Annotated in this window: 19 protein-coding genes; 5 read left to right on the top strand and 14 right to left on the bottom strand. The window is 39.3% G+C overall.

Annotated elements, in window-relative coordinates; genetic code table 11:
- Window positions 1–154 precede the first annotated feature (154 nt).
- The 7 genes from IGI49_RS00305 to IGI49_RS00275 all read right to left on the bottom strand — a co-directional run bounded on the left by IGI49_RS00305 (window position 155) and on the right by IGI49_RS00275 (window position 10,856).
- Window positions 155–1,159, bottom strand: coding sequence for a linear amide C-N hydrolase (locus tag IGI49_RS00305; protein WP_429962968.1), 1,005 nt, complete (start codon window positions 1,157–1,159; stop codon window positions 155–157).
- 396 nt (window positions 1,160–1,555) lie between these two features.
- A complete protein-coding gene (locus tag IGI49_RS00300; protein WP_429962967.1) occupies window positions 1,556–3,049 on the bottom strand; it encodes a helix-turn-helix domain-containing protein in 1,494 nt (497 codons plus the stop codon).
- Window positions 3,050–4,853: 1,804 nt separating this feature from the next.
- Window positions 4,854–6,395 carry a hydantoinase/oxoprolinase N-terminal domain-containing protein gene (locus IGI49_RS00295; RefSeq protein WP_429962966.1) on the bottom strand — a complete coding sequence of 514 codons (1,542 nt, stop codon included), beginning with the start codon at window positions 6,393–6,395 and terminating at the stop codon, window positions 4,854–4,856.
- A complete protein-coding gene (locus IGI49_RS00290; RefSeq protein WP_429962965.1) occupies window positions 6,388–7,479 on the bottom strand; it encodes a DUF917 domain-containing protein in 1,092 nt (363 codons plus the stop codon). The genes IGI49_RS00295 and IGI49_RS00290 overlap by 8 nt, the downstream gene beginning before the upstream one ends.
- A gap of 3 nt (window positions 7,480–7,482) precedes the next feature.
- Window positions 7,483–8,775 (bottom strand): cytosine permease, encoded by a 1,293-nt coding sequence (locus IGI49_RS00285; RefSeq protein ID WP_429962964.1) that lies wholly within the window; start codon window positions 8,773–8,775, stop codon window positions 7,483–7,485.
- Between the two features lie 131 nt (window positions 8,776–8,906).
- Window positions 8,907–10,400 carry a PucR family transcriptional regulator gene (locus IGI49_RS00280; protein ID WP_429962963.1) on the bottom strand — a complete coding sequence of 498 codons (1,494 nt, stop codon included), beginning with the start codon at window positions 10,398–10,400 and terminating at the stop codon, window positions 8,907–8,909.
- Between the two features lie 198 nt (window positions 10,401–10,598).
- Window positions 10,599–10,856, bottom strand: a complete 258-nt coding sequence (locus IGI49_RS00275; RefSeq protein ID WP_429962962.1) for a hypothetical protein — start codon at window positions 10,854–10,856, stop codon at window positions 10,599–10,601.
- 179 nt (window positions 10,857–11,035) lie between these two features.
- On the opposite strand from IGI49_RS00275, the gene IGI49_RS00270 reads away from it, so the two are divergent.
- The 3 genes from IGI49_RS00270 to IGI49_RS00260 all read left to right on the top strand — a co-directional run bounded on the left by IGI49_RS00270 (window position 11,036) and on the right by IGI49_RS00260 (window position 13,294).
- Entirely contained in the window at window positions 11,036–11,449 is a 414-nt protein-coding gene (locus IGI49_RS00270; RefSeq protein ID WP_429962961.1) for a MarR family winged helix-turn-helix transcriptional regulator, read from the top strand.
- Complete coding sequence (locus IGI49_RS00265) at window positions 11,449–12,321, top strand: NmrA family NAD(P)-binding protein (RefSeq protein WP_429962960.1); 873 nt, start codon at window positions 11,449–11,451, stop codon at window positions 12,319–12,321. The genes IGI49_RS00270 and IGI49_RS00265 overlap by 1 nt, the downstream gene beginning before the upstream one ends.
- Before the next feature lie 205 nt (window positions 12,322–12,526).
- Window positions 12,527–13,294, top strand: a complete 768-nt coding sequence (locus tag IGI49_RS00260; RefSeq protein WP_429962959.1) for an SDR family NAD(P)-dependent oxidoreductase — start codon at window positions 12,527–12,529, stop codon at window positions 13,292–13,294.
- A gap of 319 nt (window positions 13,295–13,613) precedes the next feature.
- On the opposite strand, the gene IGI49_RS00255 is transcribed toward IGI49_RS00260, so the two are convergent.
- Entirely contained in the window at window positions 13,614–15,638 is a 2,025-nt protein-coding gene (locus IGI49_RS00255; protein WP_429962958.1) for an FtsX-like permease family protein, read from the bottom strand.
- Window positions 15,607–16,395, bottom strand: coding sequence for an ABC transporter ATP-binding protein (locus IGI49_RS00250; protein WP_207703628.1), 789 nt, complete (start codon window positions 16,393–16,395; stop codon window positions 15,607–15,609). Before IGI49_RS00250 ends, IGI49_RS00255 begins: the two co-directional genes overlap by 32 nt.
- Window positions 16,396–16,779: 384 nt before the next feature.
- On the opposite strand from IGI49_RS00250, the gene nrdD reads away from it, so the two are divergent.
- Window positions 16,780–18,972 (top strand): anaerobic ribonucleoside-triphosphate reductase, encoded by a 2,193-nt coding sequence (gene nrdD, locus IGI49_RS00245; RefSeq protein WP_207703629.1) that lies wholly within the window; start codon window positions 16,780–16,782, stop codon window positions 18,970–18,972.
- Between the two features lie 93 nt (window positions 18,973–19,065).
- Complete coding sequence (gene nrdG, locus IGI49_RS00240) at window positions 19,066–19,668, top strand: anaerobic ribonucleoside-triphosphate reductase activating protein (protein WP_429962957.1); 603 nt, start codon at window positions 19,066–19,068, stop codon at window positions 19,666–19,668.
- 67 nt (window positions 19,669–19,735) lie between these two features.
- Here the strand turns inward: nrdG and IGI49_RS00235 are convergent, their stop codons facing one another.
- The 5 genes from IGI49_RS00235 to IGI49_RS00215 all read right to left on the bottom strand — a co-directional run bounded on the left by IGI49_RS00235 (window position 19,736) and on the right by IGI49_RS00215 (window position 25,863).
- A complete protein-coding gene (locus IGI49_RS00235; protein ID WP_429962956.1) occupies window positions 19,736–20,275 on the bottom strand; it encodes a DUF1697 domain-containing protein in 540 nt (179 codons plus the stop codon).
- A 30-nt stretch (window positions 20,276–20,305) separates the two neighbouring features.
- Window positions 20,306–21,427 (bottom strand): DNA polymerase IV, encoded by a 1,122-nt coding sequence (dinB, locus tag IGI49_RS00230; protein ID WP_207703632.1) that lies wholly within the window; start codon window positions 21,425–21,427, stop codon window positions 20,306–20,308.
- Between the two features lie 420 nt (window positions 21,428–21,847).
- Entirely contained in the window at window positions 21,848–22,375 is a 528-nt protein-coding gene (locus IGI49_RS00225) for a type II toxin-antitoxin system Phd/YefM family antitoxin (RefSeq protein ID WP_429962955.1), read from the bottom strand.
- Window positions 22,376–22,416: 41 nt separating this feature from the next.
- Window positions 22,417–23,670, bottom strand: a complete 1,254-nt coding sequence (locus tag IGI49_RS00220; RefSeq protein ID WP_429962954.1) for a DeoR family transcriptional regulator — start codon at window positions 23,668–23,670, stop codon at window positions 22,417–22,419.
- Window positions 23,671–23,769: 99 nt separating this feature from the next.
- Window positions 23,770–25,863, bottom strand: coding sequence for a copper-translocating P-type ATPase (locus IGI49_RS00215; RefSeq protein WP_429962953.1), 2,094 nt, complete (start codon window positions 25,861–25,863; stop codon window positions 23,770–23,772).
- Window position 25,864 lies beyond the last annotated feature (1 nt).

Here is a 25,864-nt window from a genome sequence, read left to right as displayed (position 1 = left end):
ACTTCCTATGCTCTGTCATTCATTTGGTAAAGCTAGTACCCGCTTTTCGAATCCAGAGAACTGTTCTGTACTTCGATTAAGAAAATAAGTGTTGGTGAAAGCAGTAGCCTTTCACCAACACTAGCCCTGATTCATGAACAATGGTTACATCATTTTAAAGGGAAATTTTTATTTCTTCGTACGAAACATTTTCTATTGTATCATCTAATTTTGCTGTTGTAATGGCTAAGCCCTTACCAGTCTGTACAAAAACTGTTCTTTCACTCATATCATATCCTGACCAGTATCTCGTATAATCAGAAACATTGGGATTCTTTTCATTTCTTTCCAAGCCTTTTGGAATGAAAACTGTTCTAAAAACGGAGTATAACTCATTGATTCCATGCTCTTTGCTAAACGCATTTAGATTGTTTGATAAGAAGAATGCGCGAACAAATCTTGAGGGTGATGTGTAATCACCAGGAAGTCCAAACATTCCATAGCCTGTTCCTCCCTCAATAGGATCAATTACTGCCCCAGTAGAAAGTGTTTTGCTTGCTGTGACAGTTACGTTATTTAGTCCAATGTAATTTCTTATGTTTGTTGTATGGTAATCATATCTTGGACTATTAGTCATGACAGAAATATGGTCAAAGATAGTAAAACTACCATCCTCCAAGGTTTCAAGAACTATCCCATCGCCAGTTTCATCAACAAAAGAAAAGTGAACTGGGAAGTGAAAATCTGTTCCGCCGTACGCATAAGGTTGATCCAGCAACATGAACTCATCAAACTGTTCTCTAATTTCTGCTACTGATTTAAAGGTACTTAACGCATAACTAACAAATTCTTCAGCTAACATCGGTGTTTTTTTCTTTTCTGCTATGCTCTCTTTAGATGCCCAACCACATTCTTTCAGCACTTGTAAGTCTCCGGTTAAACCATGTTCATTAATACCATCGAACAACACAGTTGAATCTTTCATTCCTACTCCGATAACCGCATACTTGCTGTCCCAGCCTTCCAATTGACTATCAATTCGCGTATTGCTTGGTAACGAAGTAATCACACTTGGTAAGTAGAATCCTGAATCATCAGGAAACATTGGAATATCTAAATCCATTGTTCTTCCCCAGAAAAATTCTCCGGTCTTTGATTGAATCTTCACACTTGTACACATAAAAAAACCTCTTTCTCTATTGCCTCTTATTTTACAAGTTAATATTACATGATCAATTTTATCTTTTTTTCCAGATTATGTCGTATAAAAAGACAATACTAACAATTCCACCTAGGAATTAATATCTTGAACAACTTAGTCAATACACTTTGCACCACTAGCATTTTCACAAGAATTCGTAGTGGATAGTCTTTATTAAGCTATAAAAAACGACCCCAAAAAGTTAGACCAAAAATCTAACATTTGGGGTTGATGCAAATTGACTGAATGCTGCTGTCATCGATCTCCGTACTTACACAATGAATTCTCTACTATGACGATGGACAGCATTCTTTCTTTTTCAAAAATCCAAAATATATTGTAGCCATAGCTCCTTTTTCGTTACTAGGGCTTAGTTCATAACGCCTGGCGAAGAGTATTTTGATTATAACTATCTTGTAGTTTCGTTAACTCTGCTTCTAAAAATGAATAATCTCTTTCATTCAAGGGATAATTAATCGTACACACATGCTCGTGGGAATCATATAAAGAAGGCATAGTGGTAATTAAAATATCTTCTCCACCTGATTCTGACTCAACCACTAAAAGGTTGAACGAATGATCAAATTTCCTTTTTAAGTTAGCTTTTAGATTCTCACGTACTAAAAATGGAAACTCAGAATCGATTCCTATTATTATCCGTGGATCGTAGCTGTTTGGACTCTTGAAATAAGAGAAGATTGAGGCATATGTTTTAGATAAAAATACTTTTTCTTGAAGAATATCGGTTTGAAAATCTAAATTCCCAATAAAGTTCTTCAAATGGAAAATTAAATTTTCTGAAAAATATTTCACATTTTCAATGTTATGACCATTAATATCAAACTCAACTCCAGGAAATATTTTACAGTACAAATGTGCACAAAAACAGTAAGTAAAAAATACATCTTTTCTTTCTTCTGGAATTTCAAAGAATTGTTCTTGAAAGCTTTTCATGACCTCTTCAGTTAATCTGAATACATCTGTTTGCTTCTCTTTATGAAATAACAAAATTCTTTTTTTCATTGAATCAGATTTGAACATCCTGTATTGCAATTCTACCACTAACAGAATAAAGTAAAGCTCATTCTCGTTATATACTTGATAATTGTCAATCTCATGAATGATGAATGCATCTTTTTTCAAAACATCAATATTGACGTACTCACCCCAATTTTCGTGAGTCTCTATATATTTTTTTTTCTTGTTTCTCATCAAGCACACGGCATACATAAATAACATTTGCTTTCTATGTACTTTTGTCGCTTGAAATCCGATACCTTCGAAACAAATGTCGACAGATCGTAAAATTTTCTCTTCCGATATATATGAAAAAGGCCACTTGTCATTTTTGTAAATAGTCCACAAGACTATGTATGTGAATATCCTAATATTCTTTTCTTCGCCACTAAAGGATAAATCCAACCGGTTTACTGATAAATTGAATTTATTTAGCAGCAATTCGAATTTATCTAAGGACTTCCTTATTGAATAGATGCTTATATAATTTTCCTCAGAGTACTGTCTGCTCGGCTTTGTTCTAATTAAGCACATGTCGACAAGTAATTTTATCGTTACATCGGAACAGATAATAAACGTTTTTAGATCATTTATCGTTCCTGGATCGCTCTCTATCCCCAATCCTTTGAATTTGCTATAAGTAAGTTCTACAGAATTTTTACTTGAAACATTGAATTCATTCACTACCTCTTCTAGGTAATGAATGTATCTTTGGACACTCCGCTCATTTAATGATAATTCATTAGATATTTTTTGAACTTCTAGCCACTCATTCTCACATCTAGACAAATGTATTATCTGATAGATCATCTGATTTTTAGTTTCTAGTAAATTAAAAAGTTCGTTCTCCATTGTTACCCTCCAGAAAAAATAAATCGTTCTAATTTTTTAAAGTTGATTTACTACACCATGCTTCATATTCTCTATCATTCACTTGCTAAAACTATTATTCGCATGTGTAACCATCCTTGACACTCCTATCCGCAGCTTTGCCTTCTATGCAGCAGCTGGTGAAAGCTAAACTGAACGTCTGGGTTGTTCCACATAAATAGCTGTTTTCCAAGGTCAACTGATTATCAATTTTGTTGATGCAGACTACACCTTTTAAAGATAATAAGAGCGGATCATTGTATACAGCTCTGTGATACTCTTGAATAAATTAAGGAAGAGCCTTTTTCTCGTTCAAAAAGGTCTCTAAGGCGACTCTTATGCAGCTTCTTCTTCAAATTAACGATTAATTTTCACTATTATTGAATTTTTCTGTACTTTTGCTAAAGAAAATAGTGTTGGTGAAAGCAGTCGCCTTTCACCAACACTAGCCCTTATTCATGAATAATGGGTACTTCATTTTAAAGGGAATTTTTAATTTCTGTATGCGAAATATTTTTTGTTGTATCCTCTAATTTGCTGTTAAAATCATAAAGCCCTTCTTGGTCTGCAAACAAAGGTCTCTCTTATCTCGACCAATATCTCGTATAATCAGATCCATTTGACTTACTATCACTTGTTGCCGAGCCTGTTGGAATGAAATAATATCGCTCACTAATTCCATGCTCTTTGCCTGAACATATTCAAGCTGCTAGGCTCTAACAATCTTTAAAAAAGTGTAATTCCCATAAATGGAAAACACTCCAAAACCTGTTTCTCTGCCAATAAAATCAATTACTGCACCAGTCGAAAGTGTTTTACTCTATGTGACATTCAAATTATTTAGACCAATATAATTTCTTACATTGGTCGCATGGCCATCATATCTTGGATTATTGATCAAGACCAGATATATGCTCATACATGCTGAAACAATCATCAGCAAATGGTTCTAGAACGACTCCATTGGCTGTTTCATCAACGAAATCTGTTCCCTTATACTTTTATAGTTAATCGAGCGATATGATCTCGTCAAACTGCTTTTTATTTTCCTCTACTGACTTAAATATACTTAACACCTAGCTGAAACATTCTTCAACTAACATCATTTTTTTCTTTTTTTATGCCCTCTTTAGATGATCACCTACATTCCTTTAAAACTTATAAATCTCCAGTTAACTAATGTTCATTAATACACAGTTGAGTACCTTATTCCTACTCAACTAACTGCATACTTACTATCCCAGCTTTCCCATTGACTATCGATCCGTGCATTGCTTGGTAATGAATTAATCACACGTGATAAATAAACTTAGAGTCATCTGGAATCATCGAACTATCTAATTCCTTCATTCTTCCCCAAAAAGAAATCTGGATCTCAGATTTAACTGTTTACATTGGTACACCTAAGAAACCTCTCTCACCACTACTTTTTTATTTACAGTCAATCTTACATTATAATTCATATCTCCCTTTGCAAATTATGTCGTTTAAAAAGACAAAAGTGACATTCTCACCTACAAATTAACTTTGTAAACGGTTCATTGGTAGGGCGCCGAGAGCTTTTCCATAAAATGAGCAGTAAGTAAACTTTACTATGTATAAATTTACGATCCGTATTATGTAAAAATCGTCCATTTAAGTCATTATACTTGTGTACACTACATTTATTCAGCAGCAAATTCAATTCAAAAAAACACTGACAAAGGTCTCTAAAAACCTTGTCAGTGTTCTTTTCAATTCTTGCTACGATGGCATTACGTATGCTTTATCCACGTTTTTCTATTCATTAAAGTGCCAGTTTTCCAGCAACCTTAGCCTTGATATTTACTGCTTGCTTCGGCAGGTATGCCAATGGAATGACTTCAATAGAGATGGTTGTTAAATCTTCTTGCTTCGCACCAGACTCAATTGCTGCAGCTTCAGCTGTTTGAAGTGCTTTAGCTACCACAGCCTCTTGAGTAGTTCCTTCCAACGAGTAAACGGAATTCACTTCACCAGAAACCTCACCTAAAGCAGCGCCGATGGCATTAGCTGCATCATAGTTTTCTGGAATGATGACTTCTGATACACCACTCATTTTCTTGGGCAGAATAATGCTGCCGCCACCTACTAAAATGACTGGAACCTCTCCACTGTCGGTTTTCATTTGATCGATAGCATCTTCAACCAATTCCTTAATTTTTGCTTTGGCTCCGGCTACTAATTCTTCGTCTAGATTAGGTGCCTCAACACCAGCTATTTCGTGATTCTGGCGATTAGCTATTGCGATGTCAGTAGCGCAAAGAATATTCCCACCAAAAGTTAAGCTTTCTTCCAAAATACGGTAACCTAAGCTTTCCGGTCCTACCTTAATTTCATCTTCCTGAGTGACCAATGTGCCGCCACCAAGACCAATTGATAAAACATCCGGCATTCTAAAATTGGTTCGTATTCCGCCAATCACTGTTGCCAAGGATGATTCACGAGGGAAGCCTTTCTTCAAAACACCAATATCCGTTGTCGTGCCGCCTACGTCAACTACTAATGCATCCTTCAAGCCGCTTAGATGAGCTGCTCCCCGGATCGAATTAGTGGGGCCGCAGCCGATAGTTAGCACAGGGTAACTTAAAGCCTTCGCTAGATTCATCAAGGTACCGTCATTTTGACAAATATATACATCGGCAGAAATTTGATTTTTTGTTAATGCTCGTTGTAAACCATGAACCATTTCAACGATGGTTTTGGTTAATGCAGCATTTAGGATACTTGCATTTTCTCGTTCCAGTAAACCTACTGATCCAATCTCACCGGAAAGAGTCACTGGTACATCTAACTCTTCTGCAACTATTTCAGCGACTTCGCGTTCTTGCTGGTTATTCACTGGTGAAAAAACGCCGACTACAGCGACTGCCTCCACCTTGCCCTTTAGCTGCTGACAGACCTGACGGATTTCCGCTTCATCGATCTCAGCAATCTTGTCGCCATTGTATTCATAGCCGCCGGATACAATAAAGGACTGGCAATCCATTTTTTCAGCTAAATCCTCAGGCCAGCCAACCATCGGTTCTACCGAAGTAGTGGCTGGTTTTGCTAAACGCAGGATTCCTACCTTGCTTAGCTCTTTGCGTTGAACAATCGCGTTCGTACAATGCGTTGTTCCTAGCATGACCACCTTAATCTTTTCAGCCGGTATGTTGGTTTCCTGCAAAACCTTTTGGATTGCTAAGTTGATGCCTTGACTCACATCTTCCATCGTCGGGCTCTTTATTTTGCCGATGCATTGCAGCTGCTCATCCAAAATTGCACAGTCTGTGTTGGTACCACCAACGTCGATTCCTAGTCTATACATGTGCGTCTTCCTCCACTAATTTCTCTACCGGTAGATAGTCAATGTCGTAACCGAAATATTTCGGTCCAGCTACTTCAATGCCGCGTTCCGTACGCCATTTTGGATCGCAAGGCAAGGCGATCATATGGATGCGAGCGCCATAGCGAAGGGTTTCTGTCGTAATTGGTCGGCCCGTTTCATGATCCAAAGCACAAATCAAGTCTGGAGTGGACGCAACTACTTTCCCATTTTTTCTCGCTAACAGCAGTTCATTTTGGAAAAGAATTTCTAACTCTTCACCTTTGTTTTGATTAATTCCTGATAAGGTTGTACGTCCGCGAGTAAACCCACCTGCCACATTCCGCTCAATGTGATTGATTTTCCCTTCAAATAGGGAATAGCCCTTCAGCTTGGTTAATAGCTTGGTTACTGGCGATGTCGAATCGGTCAAGCGGGACAACGTTTCACCGATTTCTTTGGCTAAGCTCAACGTACCTCGGATACCGCATTCCTTTACAACTTTTCCTGGAAATACATTGTCCACCATATTGGCATTGCCGCCCATAACATCAGTGATCGAGCGCGCAATTTTTTCTGACCATTCGCCATCTTTCGGATAATAAATAACCCGATTTCCCTGACTGTCAGCCATGGCCACCACCTCAGGCTGATAGCCCTTTAAGAAGAAGGTAACCATTTGAGATTCTGGAAAAGCCCTTCCCATGGCGTCAGCATCAACAATCGGCAAGCCCATTTTTGCTGCACAAGCAATTGGAATCAAGGAATTTCCACCACCAATCTCAATAGGCATAATGGCTTGTGTTCTTTCACTAAAAAAGTCTTTTAAAGCCTCTACAGGAGCAAAAATTTCTTCTTCTGCAGCAATTTTTTCATTAGAGACTGAGGGTGCACCGATTGAACCGACTGGCATAACCATCGCTTCATCGTCTAATTCGTCAACACTCAGAACCTTTACTGGTCCATATTTTTGTAATGCCTGAAGTGCCATTAGTTTGCCCACGAAGGGATCTCCGCCTCCGCCAGTTCCTAACAGTGTAGCACCTGTAGCAATATCGTTTAAATCATCTACTGTAATCCATTCCATAGTCTAGTTCCGTCCTTTGGTTAATTTGGTTAGTACGAAGTAACAGATTCCCGCAGCAATAATACCATCCAAGGCAGAAATGTTCGTAATAGTAAACAAGCCGAAGCCTGCAGGTGGTGCACTAGTCATGAAAGCCACGATGCTGCCGATAATCCAAGAGATAATAGCAATTGGATAATAAGGCTCCAGCTTGCTTTCATAAGCAAAATCGTATTTTTCTTTATAGAAAACATAATCAATCATGTAAATACCGGCAATTGGTGAAACCAAGACCGTTATAATAGAAAGAAAAGTTTCAAATTTCCCGTAAATCCCCAGCATCGCCATTAAAATACCTAATGTACCGCTGATTACGGTGATTACCTTAGGATTTACATGACGGAAAACAATCGAGAAGTCTAAGGAAGCAGAATATAGATTATTCGTATTGGTGGTCCATTGTGCCAAAGTCAGTACTAAGATCGACGGAATTCCTAGTCCTAATGCAAAGAAGACAGCGGTCAAATCACCGGTATCCATTACTTTCACCAAAATCAATGAAACGATAATCATGAAGCTGTTTCCAATAGTAAAACCAATAAAGCCAGCAATCATCGCTTGCTTGGGATTTTGTGCCCAACGCGCTACGTCCGGTGCCATCACTACCCCAACCATATAAACCCCAATAACCAATGAAACAGCCAAACCAAAGGAAATTGGTGTACCTTGAGGTGCTGTCGCTAATCCGGAAGTTCCATTGCTGTTAATTGACATGATGGTTGCCACAATAATCAAGATCGCTAATAAAGGAACGGAATAAGTACATAATTTCTCGATTGCTTGATAGCCCCAAAAAGCGGACAGCATCATCAATCCACCACCAATTAATGAGAGCAGCCAAAGAGGCAAAGAAGTTCCTGTAAGCTGATTAATCGCTCCACGAATATTTTCCGCAAAGAACCCAATCTGTACACCGAACCAGCCTAAAGAGGAAATCCCCATGATCAGCCCCATTAGTGCCGCACCCTTTTTACCAAAAGCTACCCGCGAAATCATTCCCGTTGATAAGCCTGCTTTAGCACCAATATAGGTCGCACCAATTGCTAGTACACCTAAGACAACTGAACCAATCATTATTGCGGCAATCGCTGTCCAAAATTCCATTCCGTTTGCTAAAGTAATCCCCATAAACATGCCGGATAGATCAATCCCGATTGCGATCCACACCATGCTGATGGAAAGCCAACGTTTCCGCTCACTTTCTGGTACCCGCTCTCTCTCGTAATTTCCCGTATTCGTTTCCACAACTTCTTCCATCTATTCCCCTCATTTCTGAATTTTCTGATAAATAAATATTTTTAACATTATAGCGAAGGTGATGATTGATCGCTATGTTTTAGAAACTAAAAACAAAACAAGCCTTTGTCTATTTTGACAAAGGCATTCGTTTACCAACGATATTTGCGGTAATAAATCAAACTTTTTACCAATAGATAACGTGAAGACGTATGAGTAAATGAAATTCCTAATTGCTCTTGGGCTTTTTTCAACCGATACTTTATCGTATTATTATGCAGGAATAACGCATCAGCAGTATTGTTTATACTTTCATCGAAATCTAGAAAATAAGCGGCTAAAGTATCAATCATTTCTTTATCTTTTAAAACTTGAGAAAGGCTAATCGGTACAAAGTCGGTGGTTACATCCACCACCAAACTTAAATCTTCAGGAATAAATAGCGGCTTATTAGGAAATACCCGCAATAAATCCTGCAGATTTCTTTCAATTAATTGCATTTGCTGCTGAACAGTTGCTAGGGATGAAATCTGCTTTATCTGGAACAGAAACTCAGAGGAAGTTTTCCGCTTTAGACGTTCACCTTTGGTTGTATCCACTGTATTTCCGATCAGCCATTCGAACTTATTATCTTGATAATAAAGATTGCGGGGATACTCCTTGACTAATTCCTTTAACCGTTCTTCTCCTTTTTCCTTATAAAAACAATAAAAATCCATGGGGTGATTCACTATGATTCCTGCTTTTTTTGCTAAAAGATTGGCCATCGGGAGATCCCCAGTTTGACAGGCAAAGAAGAATTGCTGACTGGTATTTAGCAGCTGTTCTTCTCCGAAAAACTTCACCATCGTTTCAATCATTCGCTGCAAGCTGTTCAATTGCGAGTCAGACAAAGGTTCTTTACGGAAAGCTGCCAATGAATAAGGATGAGACAATGTGGGCAAATCCAACGAAACGCGTGTGTAGAAATAAACCGTCTGCTGCAATTCGATTACTGCATTCTTTTGTTTAGCAGCTGTCGATTGCTGCAGGTGATCTCTTAAGTGATGATCTAAACTTCTTGGCCAAGATTTCGAAACCAAAATATCTTGTTCCTCATTAAGCAGAAAAAGGCTGCACTTTAATTTATCCGATAAAATACTTAAGCCCGTTTCAATCTGATGCTGACCTTGAGGCAAGTTCCGGATCGTTTCAATTAAAATATCCTGCTGGGCCTCAAATTGGGACTCTTCACTGTTTACATAGCTTAATACTTCAGCAATCACTTCGCTGTAACGCAGCTCCATCCGTTTTTCTGGCATCACAATCAGAACCATATTCAGCTCTTCCATTTTATCAATCAACTGCTGTGATACTTCTGGCATAATAATACCAATATAGTAAAGAATAATTCCTAGTTGACTATGCTGATTTAAAATTGATACAATCTCTAATTGCTTCTCAATGCTATCAGCGATCTGCGCAAATGAGGTGATTACGAACTCATTGCCGGAATACTCCCCTTTGATAGGCATCTGGTTATAGGCTGTCGGCTCAGAAACTTCTAGAACGGAAATAGTTGTCACTAGTCGTTCCAATTGATCCGCACCAGCTAAAACCTTTGCTCCTTCCATGGATGGAATTTTCAGCATATCCTTTACATTCATTGGGAAGCTCCTTTCTTTCGTAGACAGTTCTGCTTATCCGTTTTAATTCTTTTCTTATGTTAAATTAAACCACAAACTAGTTAATTTCACTAATAAGGTCGCTTGAGAGAAACTTTGACTCGGGATTAAACCGATATACTGACAAAAAGCCACTGAGAGGATAGTTGCATATCGTCTCAGTGGCTTTCAATAAGGATACTATTTTAGAAATTTAACCGCCATATTATAGTATTCTTTAGTCATGGTATATCGGTTTAAATGATTCGTGTATTTGTACAATTTATTGTTCTTGCTATCAAAGTGTTTAGTGGTGAATAATACCTCTGGTTCCCTCAGAAGTAATTGTAAAACAGCCTTTTGCTCCTTATAGCGTTGGGAGTCCTTCATGTCAGATAGACTTTTCAGTTCTAGTCTTTGCAGGTTCAGCTTTCTTAATCCTAAAATTATCATCGACATTTTCTTTCCTCCCATCTGGACTTATAGCTTAATGTTACAATGGTTTATTATCGGTTGCAATGGTTTTAACTAGTAATTGTAAAAGTATCCTTATGCGCAGGGATTGACATTCTTACCTCGATTAGTTAGCATACTAATTAAATAAAGTTAGTGTACTAACTAACAAAAGGAGCTTAATTATGGATTCTGGCTACTTATTAATGAATATATCTAAGCAATTAAAATATGATCTGAATCAGGCACTGATCAAAAATGGCGTGACGGTACAGCAATGGGCAGTTATTCAGCAAATTCATCAGAGAAAAGAGTCTACTGTTGCTGAATTGTCCTTTCGACTGGGTATGGATAAGCCGACCGTTTCAGGTATTGTGAAGAGACTTGACAATAAACAGCTGCTAAAAAAGCGGCCAAATCCTTCAGACCAACGTTCTTCACTATTGCTGTTAACTGAATCAGGAGAAGCTATTTTGAAGAAATGCCAGAAAATCAGTGAACAAATTCTTGAAAATAGTCTCTCCATTTTGTCCAATGAGGAACAGCAAACCTTGAATTCTTTACTCACTAAAGTCAACCAAGAGAAGAGGAAACTTTAATGGATCATATCCTGATCATTGGCGGAACCGGTAATATTGGTTTTCCTTTAATAGAATGTTTAGCTAAAAATACGGATGTTAGCATGACTGTTGGTGTCCGTGAGGTGAAAAAGTCTCAAGAAAGATTCAAAGATGTAGAGAATCTTTCGCTTGTTCCCTTTGATTTTCTAGATCCAGCTACCTTTCCTGGAGCCTTTTCTGGTGTAAATAAGATTTTTTTCATTCGACCACCGCAACTTGCTAAACCAAAGGAAGACATGGCTCCCTTTTTGCGTTTTGCTCAGCAGCAAAGTATTCAACAAATTGTGTTTGTTTCCTTAATAGGTGTGGAGAAAAATCCAGTTACCCCTCACCATCAAATTGAGAAAATGATTCGTGAACTGAAAATCCCTCACACTTTTATTCGGCCAAGTTTTTTTATGCAGAATCTGAATACGACGCACCTAGAGGATATTCAGCATAATCACGACTTGTTTATTCCTACTGATCATGCAAAAACAAGCTTCATCGACACTAGGGATATAGGTGAAACCGCAGCGATTTGTTTAACTGATCCTCAATATTTGAATCAGGAACTGGAAATTACAGGTCCAGAGGCTTTAACCTACATGGAGATTGCTAGCGAGATGAGTCGGATTTTGGGAACAACGATTACTTACAGCAAACCTAGCTTGTTCAAGTTTCGACGCACGATGCTTAAACGAGGACTGCCGAAAGAATTTGTCAATGTTATGGTGATGTTGTATTTGATTACCCAATTAGGCAATGCTAAAAAAGTAACAAATACTTTAGAAAAAATATTGCTGCATCCCCCTCGAACTATTGAAGATTATATCAATGATTACAAGGATTGCTTTACAGCTAAAGAATAGAAATAGACTGGAGCAGTTCTAATGAGGACTGCTTTTTCATTTGTATCCTTTTTTTATTAAAGGCTTAGCAAAAATAATTGTATTTTTCTTCACAAGGTGTATTGACAACCCTAGTAACACTCAGGTACTCTTTTTATAAGGTCAACAAATTGTTGATTTGACAAAAATGAAAGCAGTTACTAAAAAACAGATCGGGGATGGGTAAATGTTTGATTTAACAGGAAAAGTTGCTGTAGTTACTGGCGCGAGTAGTGGATTAGGTCGCGATGCAGCGATTGCTTACGCTGAAGCTGGCGCTGATGTGGTCTTATTGGCCAGAAGACTAGAGCGTTTGGAAGAGGTTGCAACAGAAATCAAAGAAATGGGCCGCGATGTTTTACCAATCAAGATGGACGTTACCGATGAAGAAAATGTAAAAGAAGGCATTCAAAAAGCCTTTGACCATTTTGGTCATTTAGATATCCTGTTGAACAATGCCGGAATTGCGGTTGGCGGCGGCGTACATCAGTTATCTGTTGAAGATTTTGACAAATCAATGGATGTTAACGTTAAAGGTATTTTCTTAGTGAGTAAATACGTAGTTCCTCACATGATGGACAACAAATATGGCCGAATCGTCAACGTTGCTTCAGTCAATGCGATTATGGCTGACAAAGCGGATGTTTTCATTCGTCATTCTTACAACGCCAGCAAATCGGCTGTTTTAGGTCTTACATTAGGAATGGCAGCTTCGTATGGTAAATACAACATCACTGTTAATGCGATTGGACCGGGGCTATTCGAATCAGAAATGACCGAAGATACATTATTCAAATCAGATGACTTCCTTAACCTGTATAATGGGACAAATCCAATGTGCCGTCCAGGTAAACAAGGCGAATTGAACGGAACCATTCTGTACTTCTCGAGTGACGGCTCAAGCTATACAACAGGCCAATTCATTGTTGTTGACGGTGGAGGCACAATTGTTTAATTAACCAACTAAATAAATGAAACGCTGACCGATCGGGTTGGCGTTTTTTTGTAGCTTGGAGCTTGAGATATGCAGTATTAAGGTCAGATAATTATTTTCGCTACTCATTAAACAGGCATATGTTGATTTCCGTTCTTTAGACCTACTTAGCACGATTGACGGTTCACCTAACTAAGAAATAATCGCCTTTTTAATGCGTAGCTCATCCTTTAATCTCACGTTGCTCTCCTCTTTTTCATTACCTCAGTTTAACAATATTTCTTACTTTCACCAAAAAATCTTGCAGACTGAGAAACTTCAGCTTGCAAGATTTCGTGATTTACAACAACAGTTTTCTTTGGTAACGATAGGTTAAATAGAAGAAGATACTATAAACGATTAATAAAATACCAAAGAACAGGTATACAAACCAGTAGTCAGCACTTTCAACAACTTGGGAAAAGACATAGATAGCAAAGAAGCTGTGGATTAATCCTAAAAGTACTGGTGGAAAGAATAGCATTTGATTCTCCCGATAAATCAGTTGTTTCAAATTCTTTTGACCAATTCCTAAATAACTCAATAAACGGTAGCGTTCTTTTTGGTTACTAGTGTCGGAAAGCTGCCGCAGACTAACCGTACTAGCCGTAATGACAATAAAAATCATCACTACGAAGGTAAAGACAAACAAAGACAGGCCGGCACTGCTGCGACTGGTACGATAAGTCTCTTCATACGAAACATAATTTGCTCGATACGTAGCAAAGCGATTGGGATTGCTGCTGTGATCATCTCCTGAAATTAATTCCCCAGTTAGCTGTTTGTCCTTCCAGTTTAACTCATACGTAATCGGATCAATCCAGTCGTAATTGATTTTCTTTTCCACTAGCTGACTTAGCTTAGCTTCCTGATCGTCTGGAACATTTACAGCCTCCAACTGATAAGTAATCCCATTTACTTTTTGGAATAACTCATCTGATACCACCAATAAATTTTGTCCATAGTGCAGTGAAGGATCTCCCATATAATTGGTTTCCAAGCGCCGTACCTCTAGCTTTTCGTCTATTAAATTAACCGTACGGCTGTAGTGCCAGTACTCCCTAAAAACAGGTTGGAATGGTGTCAGCATCACTGCGTCATTAGTATCTTTTAACTGAATATCTGCAAGCCGAAGACTCAGCTGTTGAAATTTCTGATAAGTTGATAAAGCAACTAGATCAATAACCTCTGGACGTTCCTCCACTCCTTCCCCAGTAACCATAAGCGGCTGGATACCGCCAACGGACTTAAACGTAAGTGTCTGCTGTTCAAAGGAGGACATTTTTTCTTGAATTATAGGTGCTACTTGTTCAAAGCTTCCTCGATCCATCATCAAAGACACCGGCGCCACTTCTGTTACCCGATTCATCTGAATCGAAACAGTAGCCGCTGTTGCCCCTAGAAAGGTCAAAGCCAAGCCTAAGAAAATCGTGACTGTTCCCAAAAAGTTACGCTCCCGGTAAGAACGAAACAACCCTTCACTGCGAGAAAGTACCCGCAAATTGTGATAACTTCGGCTCGTCCTGCGGATATAGAACCAGCGTAAGGTGTAATTGTAAAAGAGATAGGTTCCCACCACACAAACAGCAAAAATGCCTAGCATGATGTTGAGGTTCGCTCGCAGAAAACCGAATTGCTGAATGAACAAATTAACTACCTTTATATAGAAAACGGCAGCCGTCCACCCCGAAATTAAAAATAGTGCACCTAAAATGGCAAGCACTTTTTGCCCCATGTTCAGGTGAGAAATTCTACGTCGCGGCTTCTCCTCTTTTCGAAAAGACGATAGCCGGTAGCCTGATACCAGCCATAGAGTCTGCAGTGAAACCAAACCTAAAATAATTAATAGCACAAGACCCGTAGTACCTACTGCGTTGGCAGAAAAGAAAAATTTCACCTGTACTGACAAATCCATTGCTTTCAAAAGGACCATGCTGAACAATCGTGAAAATAGAATCCCAAGTAGAATCCCGCTGATAAATGACAGCAAGCCAATAAACAAGAATTCAAAAATAAACAGCAGGCAGATTTGGTAGTATTTTAACCCGTATAAATGAAAAACTGCTACATCCTTTCGTCGATTTTCAATCAGAAAACGACTGGCACTCAGCATGAAAAAAATTAGAATCAACACAATCAGCAGACTGCCTAATGCCAGCATTGTTACAATATTATTTCCTGTAGCTGCTCCTCGCTGCGACAGCTGTTCATTATTCATAGTCGTGAAGGAATAATACACCATCACAGCAAATACCATGCTGAAGAAAAACAACAAGTACCCTCTAGCCTGCTTTTTAAAACTCTTCCAGGCCAATTTGATCAGCATTGGTCTTCCCTCCTCCACCGATGGTTGCCTGCATATCGATTACTTTTTCAAAGAAGGCTTGTCTTGACGAACGGCGAACAATTTCAGAAAAGAATTTGCCGTCCTTGATGAACAACACCCGGTTGCAATAGCTGGCAGTATACGGATCATGGGTTACCATCAGGATCGTCGTATCCTCATGCAGGTTAATCTCTGCTAAATAATGGAGAAAGTCCGCTGATGATTTCGAATCCAGCGATCCGGTGGGTTCATCCGCAAAAAGAATCTTTGGCTGGGTGATTAAAGCTCTCGCGGCAGCAGTCCGTTGTCTTTGTCCCACTGAAATTTCTTCCGGATAGCGATCCAAAATGCCTGTAATATCTAGTATGCTGGCATAATGCTTCAAACGTTGCTGCATCTGTTCATAGGTCATTTTGCTTACCGTTAAGGGCAGCAGAATGTTGTCTTCCACACTGAGACTGTCGATCAAATTAAACTCTTGGAAAATAAAGCCTAAGTTTTCTCGCCGAAAATCAGTCAGCTGGCTATCCCGCATCTGAGTAATGTTCTGGCCATCGATACGGACAGTTCCCATAGTGGGTAATAATATAGTAGATAAAATATTCATCAATGTCGTCTTGCCGGCTCCGCTGGGTCCCATGATCCCAACGAACTCTCCTTCTTCAATCGAGAAGTTCAAATCGTTTAGCACACTGACTTTATTGCTGCGATTTCCGTAGCTTTTACTCAGATGTTGAACGTCAATCATTTTCTTCATATTATTTTGCACTCCGACAAAGCGCGTCAGCTCGTGCTTTCCACTTCCTTTAAAGAAATATTTGTGTGATTCCTCATAAATTCTAATGTTTTCTTAGTTAGTTTTATGGTATCATATCTAAGGCGAAATAAGGTGACGAACGTCTAGTGATCGTCTGACAAATTTGTCATGTGAAGGATTTTTTTTTGCGTTATTTTTCACAAAAGCAAAGACAATTAAATATGATGACCCGTAGTTTTCATTGAACTTTTCAATCACAAAGCACACTATATATAGTGTGCTTTTTCGTTTTTTAACCAAAATACCCACTATATATCGTTGCATCTTAGCGCAAAATGCTATATGATTAACTAGTCGAATTTAAGAAGAAACGGAGTGGTTGATATGATGGAAATCCGAACCAATGACACTGCAATCAACGATTTTCAACCTACTCTCAAAAGTATGAGAGTCATCAAACGAGACGGTCGTCACGTGGCCTTCGATGATAAAAAAATCTATGATGCATTGATTAAGGCAGAAACAAAAATTCACGGAACAATTGATCCTATGGCACATGAACGTATCCAGTCAATTGTTGAACGAGTAGATGCTGAGCTTGCTCAACGATTTACAGATAATGTAAAAATCTACGAAATCCAAAACATTGTGGAGCACATTTTATTAGAAGGTAATGAGTATGAATTAGCTGAGGAGTACATACATTATCGTACCCAACGAGATTTTTCTCGCAGTAAAGCAACAGATATCAACTTCACGATTGGTAAATTAATCAATAAGGATCAATCAGTCGTTAACGAAAATGCTAATAAGGACAGCGATGTCTTCAATACTCAGCGTGACTTAACTGCTGGAATCGTTGGTAAGTCTATCGGCTTGAAGATGTTACCACCACACGTAGCGAATGCACACCAAAAAGGTGACATTCATTATCATGATTTAGATTACCATCCATACACACCAATGACTAACTGCTGTTTGATTGACTTCAAGGGTATGTTAAATAATGGGTTCAAGATTGGAAATGCCGATGTTGAAAGTCCAAAATCTATCCAAACAGCCACTGCTCAAATTTCACAAATTATTGCAAACGTGGCTTCCAGCCAATACGGTGGTTGCTCGGCTGATCGAGTGGATGAGCTATTAGCACCATTTGCTCGCTTAAACTACGAAAAACACATGAAGGATGCCGAAGAATGGATCGACAATCCTGAACGTCGTGAAGAATTCGCTAAGCAAAAGACTCGTAAAGATATTTATGATGCAATGCAAAGCTTGGAGTATGAAATCAACACCTTATTTACTTCCAATGGGCAAACACCTTTTACTTCCTTAGGCTTCGGTTTGGGAACTGACTGGTTTGAGCGGGAAATCCAAAAAGCGATCCTGCAAATCCGGATCAACGGCTTAGGCATTGAAAAACGGACAGCGATTTTCCCTAAATTGATCTTCACTCTACGTCGTGGTGTGAACTTGGACGCAGCTGATCCGAACTATGATGTGAAGCAATTGGCACTGGAATGTGCAACGAAGCGTATGTATCCAGATATCTTGAACTATGATCGATTAGTTGAGTTGACTGGCAGCTTTAAAGTACCAATGGGCTGTCGTTCTTTCTTGCAGGGCTGGAAGGATGAAAACGGAGAAGAGATTAACGTTGGCCGTATGAACTTAGGTGTAGTTACCTTAAACCTGCCACGGATTGCTATGGAATCAGCAGGCGATCGCAACAAGTTCTGGAGCTTACTAGAAGAACGTCTGCAAATAGCTAAAGACGCCTTAGTATTTCGCGTTGACCGCTGTAAAGAAGCGACCCCAGCGAATGCACCGATTCTTTATCAATATGGCGCCTTCGGTAAACGGCTGAAACGTACAGATTCAGTGGACGAATTGTTCAAAAACAAACGGGCAACTGTTTCTCTAGGTTATATCGGTTTGTACGAAGTTGCAGCTTCTTTCTTTGGCGGCGACTGGGAAGGCAATCCTGAAGCAAAAGAATTCACATTGGCTATCTTAAAAGACTTGAAGCAGCATACAGATGCTTGGGGCAACGAATACGGCTACCACTTCAGCGTATACTCTACACCAAGTGAAAGCTTGACTGACCGCTTCTGTCATTTAGACTTAGAACGTTTCGGTATTGTTGAAAACATCACCGACAAGGAATACTATACGAATAGTTTCCATTATGATGTTCGCAAAAATCCAACGCCTTTTGAAAAGCTGGACTTTGAAAAGGATTATCCAAAATACTGCTCAGGCGGCTTCATTCACTATTGTGAATACCCTGTTCTGCAACAAAATCCAACTGCTTTGGAAGCCGTTTGGGATTACGGCTATGACCGAATTGGTTACCTGGGTACCAACACACCAATCGATCACTGCTACGAATGCGGCTTTGAAGGAGACTTTAAGCCAACCAAACGCGGCTTTGAATGTCCACAATGCGGCAACCATGATCCAAAATCATGTGATGTGGTAAAACGTACTTGTGGTTACCTAGGCAACCCACAACAACGCCCTATGGTTCACGGACGTCATAAAGAAATCTCATCACGTGTTAAACATATGAAATAGAAACGATTGATCAGTCAAACAATCAAACGTTGAAGGAAACCAAACAGGGATAGAACTTCTATCCCTGTTTCTTTAAAGAAATCAGGTGAAATTATGCGTAATCCACAACCTAAAGAATGGCTAGCGAATGAATTAAGCCAACAGTATATTGCCGATTACAAAGCCTTTAATTTTGTAGACGGTGAAGGGGTGCGCAACAGTTTGTATGTTAGCGGCTGTCCCTTTGCTTGCGAAGGCTGCTTTAATGTTGCTGCGCAAAACTTCCATTACGGCAAACCATACACAATGGAATTGGAAGATCAGATCATCAAAGATACCGCCCACAACTACGTTCAAGGAATTACTCTTCTAGGGGGCGAACCCTTCTTGAACACTCAGGTATGCTTGCAGCTGATTGATCGCATCCAGGCTGAGTTTGGCGACACAAAGGATATTTGGTCTTGGAGCGGTTATACCTTTGAGGAATTACTGTTGGATAGCGAAGATAAGCTGGAGATGCTAAGCAAAATTGATATCCTAGTGGATGGCCGCTTCGACATCAATAAGAAAAACCTTATGCTGCAATTTCGCGGAAGCGCCAATCAACGAATCATCGATGTGCAACAATCCTTAGCTAAAGGTGAAGTAGTCATTTGGGAACGCCTGCATGATTCGGAAAAGGCCTTTGAACAAATTAAAAAAAGTGAATTAATTTAGTTCCATAGATTCAAAATAAACAAACAACCAGATTTGAAGGCTGCTGCAGCTTCAAACCTGGTTGTTTTTATTTACTTAATTGCAATAATTTATTGGCCGTATTGGCATTTCTGATGGTCACATGATTGTTGACCGATGAGCTGGCAATCTTTGACCATCTGGATTTAGAAAATGTTTTCGCCGATGCTGACCAGAAAATGACTCGACCATGATGGGCAATTTTTTCATATTCTGGTTTAATTTCTCCTACTGCAGTAAAGACCTCCTCCACACTGATGGGTGGAATCAGGAAAATTGCATAATGGATGGATTCCTTATCATCATCCCACCAATTAGGCGCATGACTTAACGTCTCAGCTAATTCATCGGCTGAAACAATATTTACTGGGATTGTTAGCGCGAACTCTGCAGCAATAACTGCTTCACACTGCTCAATTAACTCGTTCTTGTCTTGGCATTCGCTGGAGAAAACAACATTACCGCTATTGATATAGGTGACTACCTCCGTAAATCCAAGTTCCTCAAAAGCTTGCCTTAAAAGAGGCATAGCTATTTTGTTTTTGCCTCCTATATTGATCCCACGCAAAAGTGCAATGTATTTTTTCACACGCTAGCCCCTTTTCTCTTTTATTTAGTGTTAGTAGGTTCGTTCTTCCCACAAAGGTAGTACGATATTTTCGTAAGACATGGGGTCTAAATTGGTTAGGGTTATTCCTAACAAGCGAATTCCCTTTTCAATACCACCGACCTCTTCCCAAATCAAACGGGCTTGAGAATACAACTCTTCTTTTTTCACTATGTAATAAGGTAAGGTTACGCGCTTAGTGACTGTTGTGTAGTCCGTGTAGCGAATCTTGACTACCACCGTCTTGCCATGTCGCTGAACCCGTCGTAAGGAACCTTCTACCTTCTCCGCCAGTTGACGCAGCTGCGATAGTACTTCATCCTCCGTAGTCAGAGAACGGCCATATGTGTGTTCTTTGCCGACTGATTTACGTTCTCGTGTCACAGATACTGGTGAATCATGAATTCCACGGACCTTCCGATACAAAGAGTAGCCCATTTTGCCAAATTCTTGAATCATAAACATTTCACTTTTTTCATATAAATCGCCACCAGTAAAAATACCTAAATCATTCATTTTTGGCACAGTTTTTTTTCCAACTCCATGAAACTTCTCAATTGGCAAACTTTTTAAAAAATCTACGGCTTCATTTGGTGAAATGACCGTCATGCCCCGCGGCTTTTGATAATCTGAAGCCAGCTTAGCTAAAAACTTGTTGTAGCTGACACCGGCCGAACAGGTTAAATGCAGTTCATCCCAAACATCCCGCTGAATCATACGAGCGATTCGAATCGCTGAAAGAATTCCCATTTTATTTGTAGTTACATCCAGGTAGGCTTCGTCTATTGAAACCGGCTCGATCACATCAGTATAACGACGAAAGATTTCCCGTACCTGTTTGGAAACCGCACTGTATTTTTCGTGATTCCCTGGTTTAAAAATCGCATGAGGGCAAAGCTCATAGGCCTTTTGAGCACTCATTGCAGAATGAATACCATACTTACGGGCCTTGTAATTCGCGGTCGTAACTACCCCCTTCCCTCCAGTATCTGAAGGGTGACGGGCAATCACTAACGGATGTTTAGCCAATTCAGGGTCGTCCCGCTCCTCTACCGAAGCGAAGAAGGCATCCATATCAATATGTATAATTTTTCTTGAGGTATCATTTTTTAATGGAAAGTATAGCTCAGCCATCCCAAATCACCTACCTTTACACCCTTATTATAACCGAACGTGCGTTCAGAGACAAATAAGGTAATGTTTCTATTAAAGAAGTTTTTAATCAAGATTAGAAGAATATGTCGAGTATCAAATGTTTCTTACATAAGGTATAATTTCACTCTTTCCCCCTGCTTTATAGAGAATCTCACGGAAAGAGAAGTTGCTCGAGCAACTCCCTTTTGAAGTTAGCATCGATAAAGACGAGGAGCACTTGGATTATTTCATTTTGCTGACAAATGGCTTCTCTATTTTTCCAATGTTCTTAGTGAGTTCATAAGTAGCTCCTCACTTCAAAAGGATTGCATCATTTTTAAAAGCCCTTTATCTTGTCTTTTTCCAGTAAAAAAGCATTCAAAGGAATCGCTCCTTCAAATGCTTCTGCTTTAAGACTATTTAACGTTCAATTAAGTTCACTTTGCGAATAAATACTTTGTCTGTTCCTCGAGGCAATTCTTCTAATTCAGCCACGATTTCAGCATAAATAATCTTATTGTTTTCACGACGTCTCAATTGGTAAATGATTTTTCCGGTTTCGGTTAATTCCCCCAGCATTTCTGTTACCCCGCCAAAGCCGGTTTTCTTAGTGATGAAGCCCATGGCAACCATTCGTTCATCAAGATAACGAGCGGATACAACTGAACCCTTGGATACAGCTGAACGTAATGCATCTGCTAATTCCTCCAGCTCTTCTGGGACAGGTAATTCGTGTTCGACTGGTTGGTATTGTTTATCCCGCAAATCGGTTAACTCTTCCAATAATTCTTCGTATTGCTCTTGGGTCAGCATTACACCAGCAATTTTTTCGCGGTTGAAGATATACACACCTGTTCCTGCTTTGCGTGCCTGCGCGAAGACGTCCATTGGTGATTTCTTTACTTCCGTGATGGAAGATGTGGGAACATCTAATTTCTTCAATTCCATGTCTTTCTTCCCTTCAGCCTGATTCATTCAATTATAGCATATTAGGGAATTGTAAAGACAGTATCACCTTTTTTACTAGGAAAATAGCGCACAGCCAACTGAATAAGATCCCCAAAGGAAGGGTCTTCAATGTACACTGTTTCATTAGGTTTATCTTCATACGCTGGTGGACCTTCTATAATCAATAAATCATAGGCAATCGCCTGAGATCTGGCAGGAAAAAAAGCGATCGGATAGCTGAATTGAATCGCCTGATTCAATTTATCACACAGTTGTTTGCTCTCCTCAATGGAACCGCTTAATTGCAGACCTAAAGAAAAAATGGGCTGACCAATCGATACTGGATAAATTCGTTTTAGGATTGAACATAATAACAGTGATACATCGAGAAATGTCCAATTATCGAAATAGAACCATGCCCTTTTAATTTGCTTACTCACTTCAATTAAGTGGTTTTGTATTCTAGGAGGTCGCTGACTGCCGCTAAAATAAGTAACTGGAATACCAATGTGCAGATCCAATAAGACATAGAAAAAACGAATCCGCAAAATCGTTGTAAATTCTACCGAAATATCCAAATAGTGCATCAGGCTTTGCGTAATTTTACAGGCATTCTGATACAAAAATGTTTCGCCACGCTGATGACTTTCGTAAAATCGCTGCTGCCGGAAAGGATTCAGCTTTTGGTATTCAAAATACAACAAACAGCTAAGCTCCTTAGAAGGTTGAATCGCTTTAACGAATGTATCAAAGGGCTCTGTTTCAACAATTAGCTGCTGCCATTTTTGGATTGCTAAGTGAGAGACAGTGGGAACAGATAGTTGCTCCCAATACTCAGGAAACGTCAAACCAATTGTTTCAGGATCAAATTCTTGTAAATATCGCAATTGTAGCTTGAAGAGTAACGCCTGTGGTGCTCTAAGTCGGTGTGTTTTATAGCTAATCGACATGGTGTAGGGCAATAGACTCTCATTTAACTTTTGAATTTCCCATCGATTTGCTTCTAGAGGCCTTTGCCATAGGGCATCGCAGAAAAGATTGAACTGTTTGCTTTTTTTCAATAGATCTTTGTAGCATTCACTGAACTTTTGTGGATTATTCCAAACAGTATTTTTTTTGGTATGAATACTTAAGCGATAATTCTTTTGTAAATAAGCTAAATCGCGCCGTAACGTTTTCTCACTTATTTCAAGTTCAATAGTCAGCTCTTCCAATGTGTAGGTTCGTTTTCTTAATAAAGACAATAATTGCAGATAATGTTGCGTTTTTTTATCAGTAATATGGCTCCAAAACATCTTACCACCTCTATTAATAAACATAGCATATTTACAAACGCTTGATTATTGAACAATTTTAATTTTTTTAAACAAAAAAAATAAACGCCTGATCAAGGATCAGACGTCTAAGAGTAACGCATTAATCGCAACAATTACAGTACTTAGGGACATGAGTACCGCTCCTACTGCTGGGCTCAAGATAATTCCAATAGGTGCTAGGATTCCAGCTGCTAAAGGAATCGCAATAATATTGTAGCCGGCTCCCCACCACAGATTTTGAATCATCTTGCTGCGGGTTTTCTTTGCTAGCTGAATAAATTTCAGTACATCGCCTAAATTATCATTGGTTAAGACGACATCAGCTGAATCAATTGCGATATCCGTACCCGCACCGATTGCTATCCCAATTGAGGCACGGGCTAATGAAGGTGCATCATTGATTCCATCACCAATCATCATCACCTTTTTGCCCTTTTCGATATAAGATTTGATGACCTTTTCTTTATCATCTGGCAATAATTCACCGTAGAATTCATCGATGCCTAGATAATTGGCCACTGCTTTCGCCGCTTCCTTATTATCTCCTGTCAGCATAACTGGTTGAATATGTTTCGCCTTCAAGTCTGAAATAAAAGTTTTTGCATCTTCTTTGATGGTATCCCCCATAGCAAAGAATGCAACTAGCTTATCATCTAGCAGTAAGAAGGAAATTGTATTACCCTGCTGTTGATAGTGTGTTAATTGATTTTCATCAATCGACAATCCACGTTTTTTGATTTCCTTTTGGTTGGCCAATAGCACTTTTTTACCTTCTACGGTTCCCTCTACTCCAACACCATTGATTGCTTTTACCTCGCTGGCTTGGTAGGGTGTGATGTTTTCCTTTTTCAGATAATTCATTACACCAATTGCCAAAGGATGATTCGTTTGGGCTTCCAATGCACCAATATATTTCAAAGCTTGATCTTTAGTGGCATCTTGTTCTAATACTTCCACACCAGTTACCGTAAATTCACCTTTAGTTAGCGTACCTGTTTTATCTAAGAAAATATAATCCATCTCATTTGCCTGTTCTAAGGCTTGACGATTTTTCAACAATAGACCATTGCGAGCTGCCAAAGAAGTTGAACGAGCAATAACCAAAGGAATCGCTAAACCTAACGCATGAGGACAAGCAATAATAAAAACTGTCACCATGCGGTTTAAAGCTTCAGGCAGATCATCCACAGCTAACCAAACAACAAAACTGATAATCCCAGCTGCCAAGGCTACATAGAAAAGCCATTTAGCAACCTTATCAGACAAGGTTTCCAGCTTAGATTTTTCACTTTGAGCCTGGCGGACCATTTCCATAACCTTGGCTAAATAACCATCTTCACCCGTCCCCGTTACTTCAACTTCAACTGTGCCATTGCCGTTGACTGAGCCGCCGATAACTTTATCCCCCACATTTTTGCTGACACCTTTGGATTCTCCAGTAACAGCAGATTCGTCAACAGTGGTTGAACCTTTAACAATATTGCCGTCTGTTGGCATTTTGTCTCCAGCGCGTACTAAAAGATGATCGCCATTTTTTACTTCCTTCAGCTTCACTTGTGTTGTACTGCCATCAGACTGAAGCAGATTTACTTCATCTGGCAAAAGTTCAGCTAATTTTTGCAAGGCGCTGCTGGCGTTGGATACAGCGTTCATTTCTACCCAATGTCCTAGCAGCATAATTACAATTAAGGTTGCCAATTCCCAGAAGAAATCCATTACATGGGCTTCAGGATGGATCATATTAATAATAAAGGAATACAAACTATAAACATAAGCTACCGTAATCCCCATTGTAATTAACATCATCATGGCGGGACTTTTAGCCTTTAACTCACTTTTCGCTCCCGAAAAGAACGGCTGTCCACCATAGAAAAAGAGGATTGTCGCTAAAATCATGACTACCCATTCAGAGCCGGGGAAGGTGAATTGAAATGGCAAGTTGATTCCCATCATGGGAGACATCAAAATAATGGGGATTGCCAGAACAAGAGAAATCCAGAACTTCTGTTTGAAATTTCCCATATGCATCGAATGATCCATCCCTCCCATATCGCCATGATCCATATCCATGTGATCCGAGTGATCCATGCCTTTCATAGAATGGTTCATTTCATGGTGCTCGTGATGTTCATGGTGCATTTGTGATTTTTCTGATTCTTGCTCTTGTTTCATG

Source organism: Enterococcus sp. AZ071, from assembly GCF_050499065.1.
GTDB lineage: Bacteria > Bacillota > Bacilli > Lactobacillales > Enterococcaceae > Enterococcus_A > Enterococcus_A ferrettii.
The sequence above is the reverse complement of the archived record's forward strand: the minus strand, read 5'-3'. Positions and strand labels throughout refer to the sequence as shown.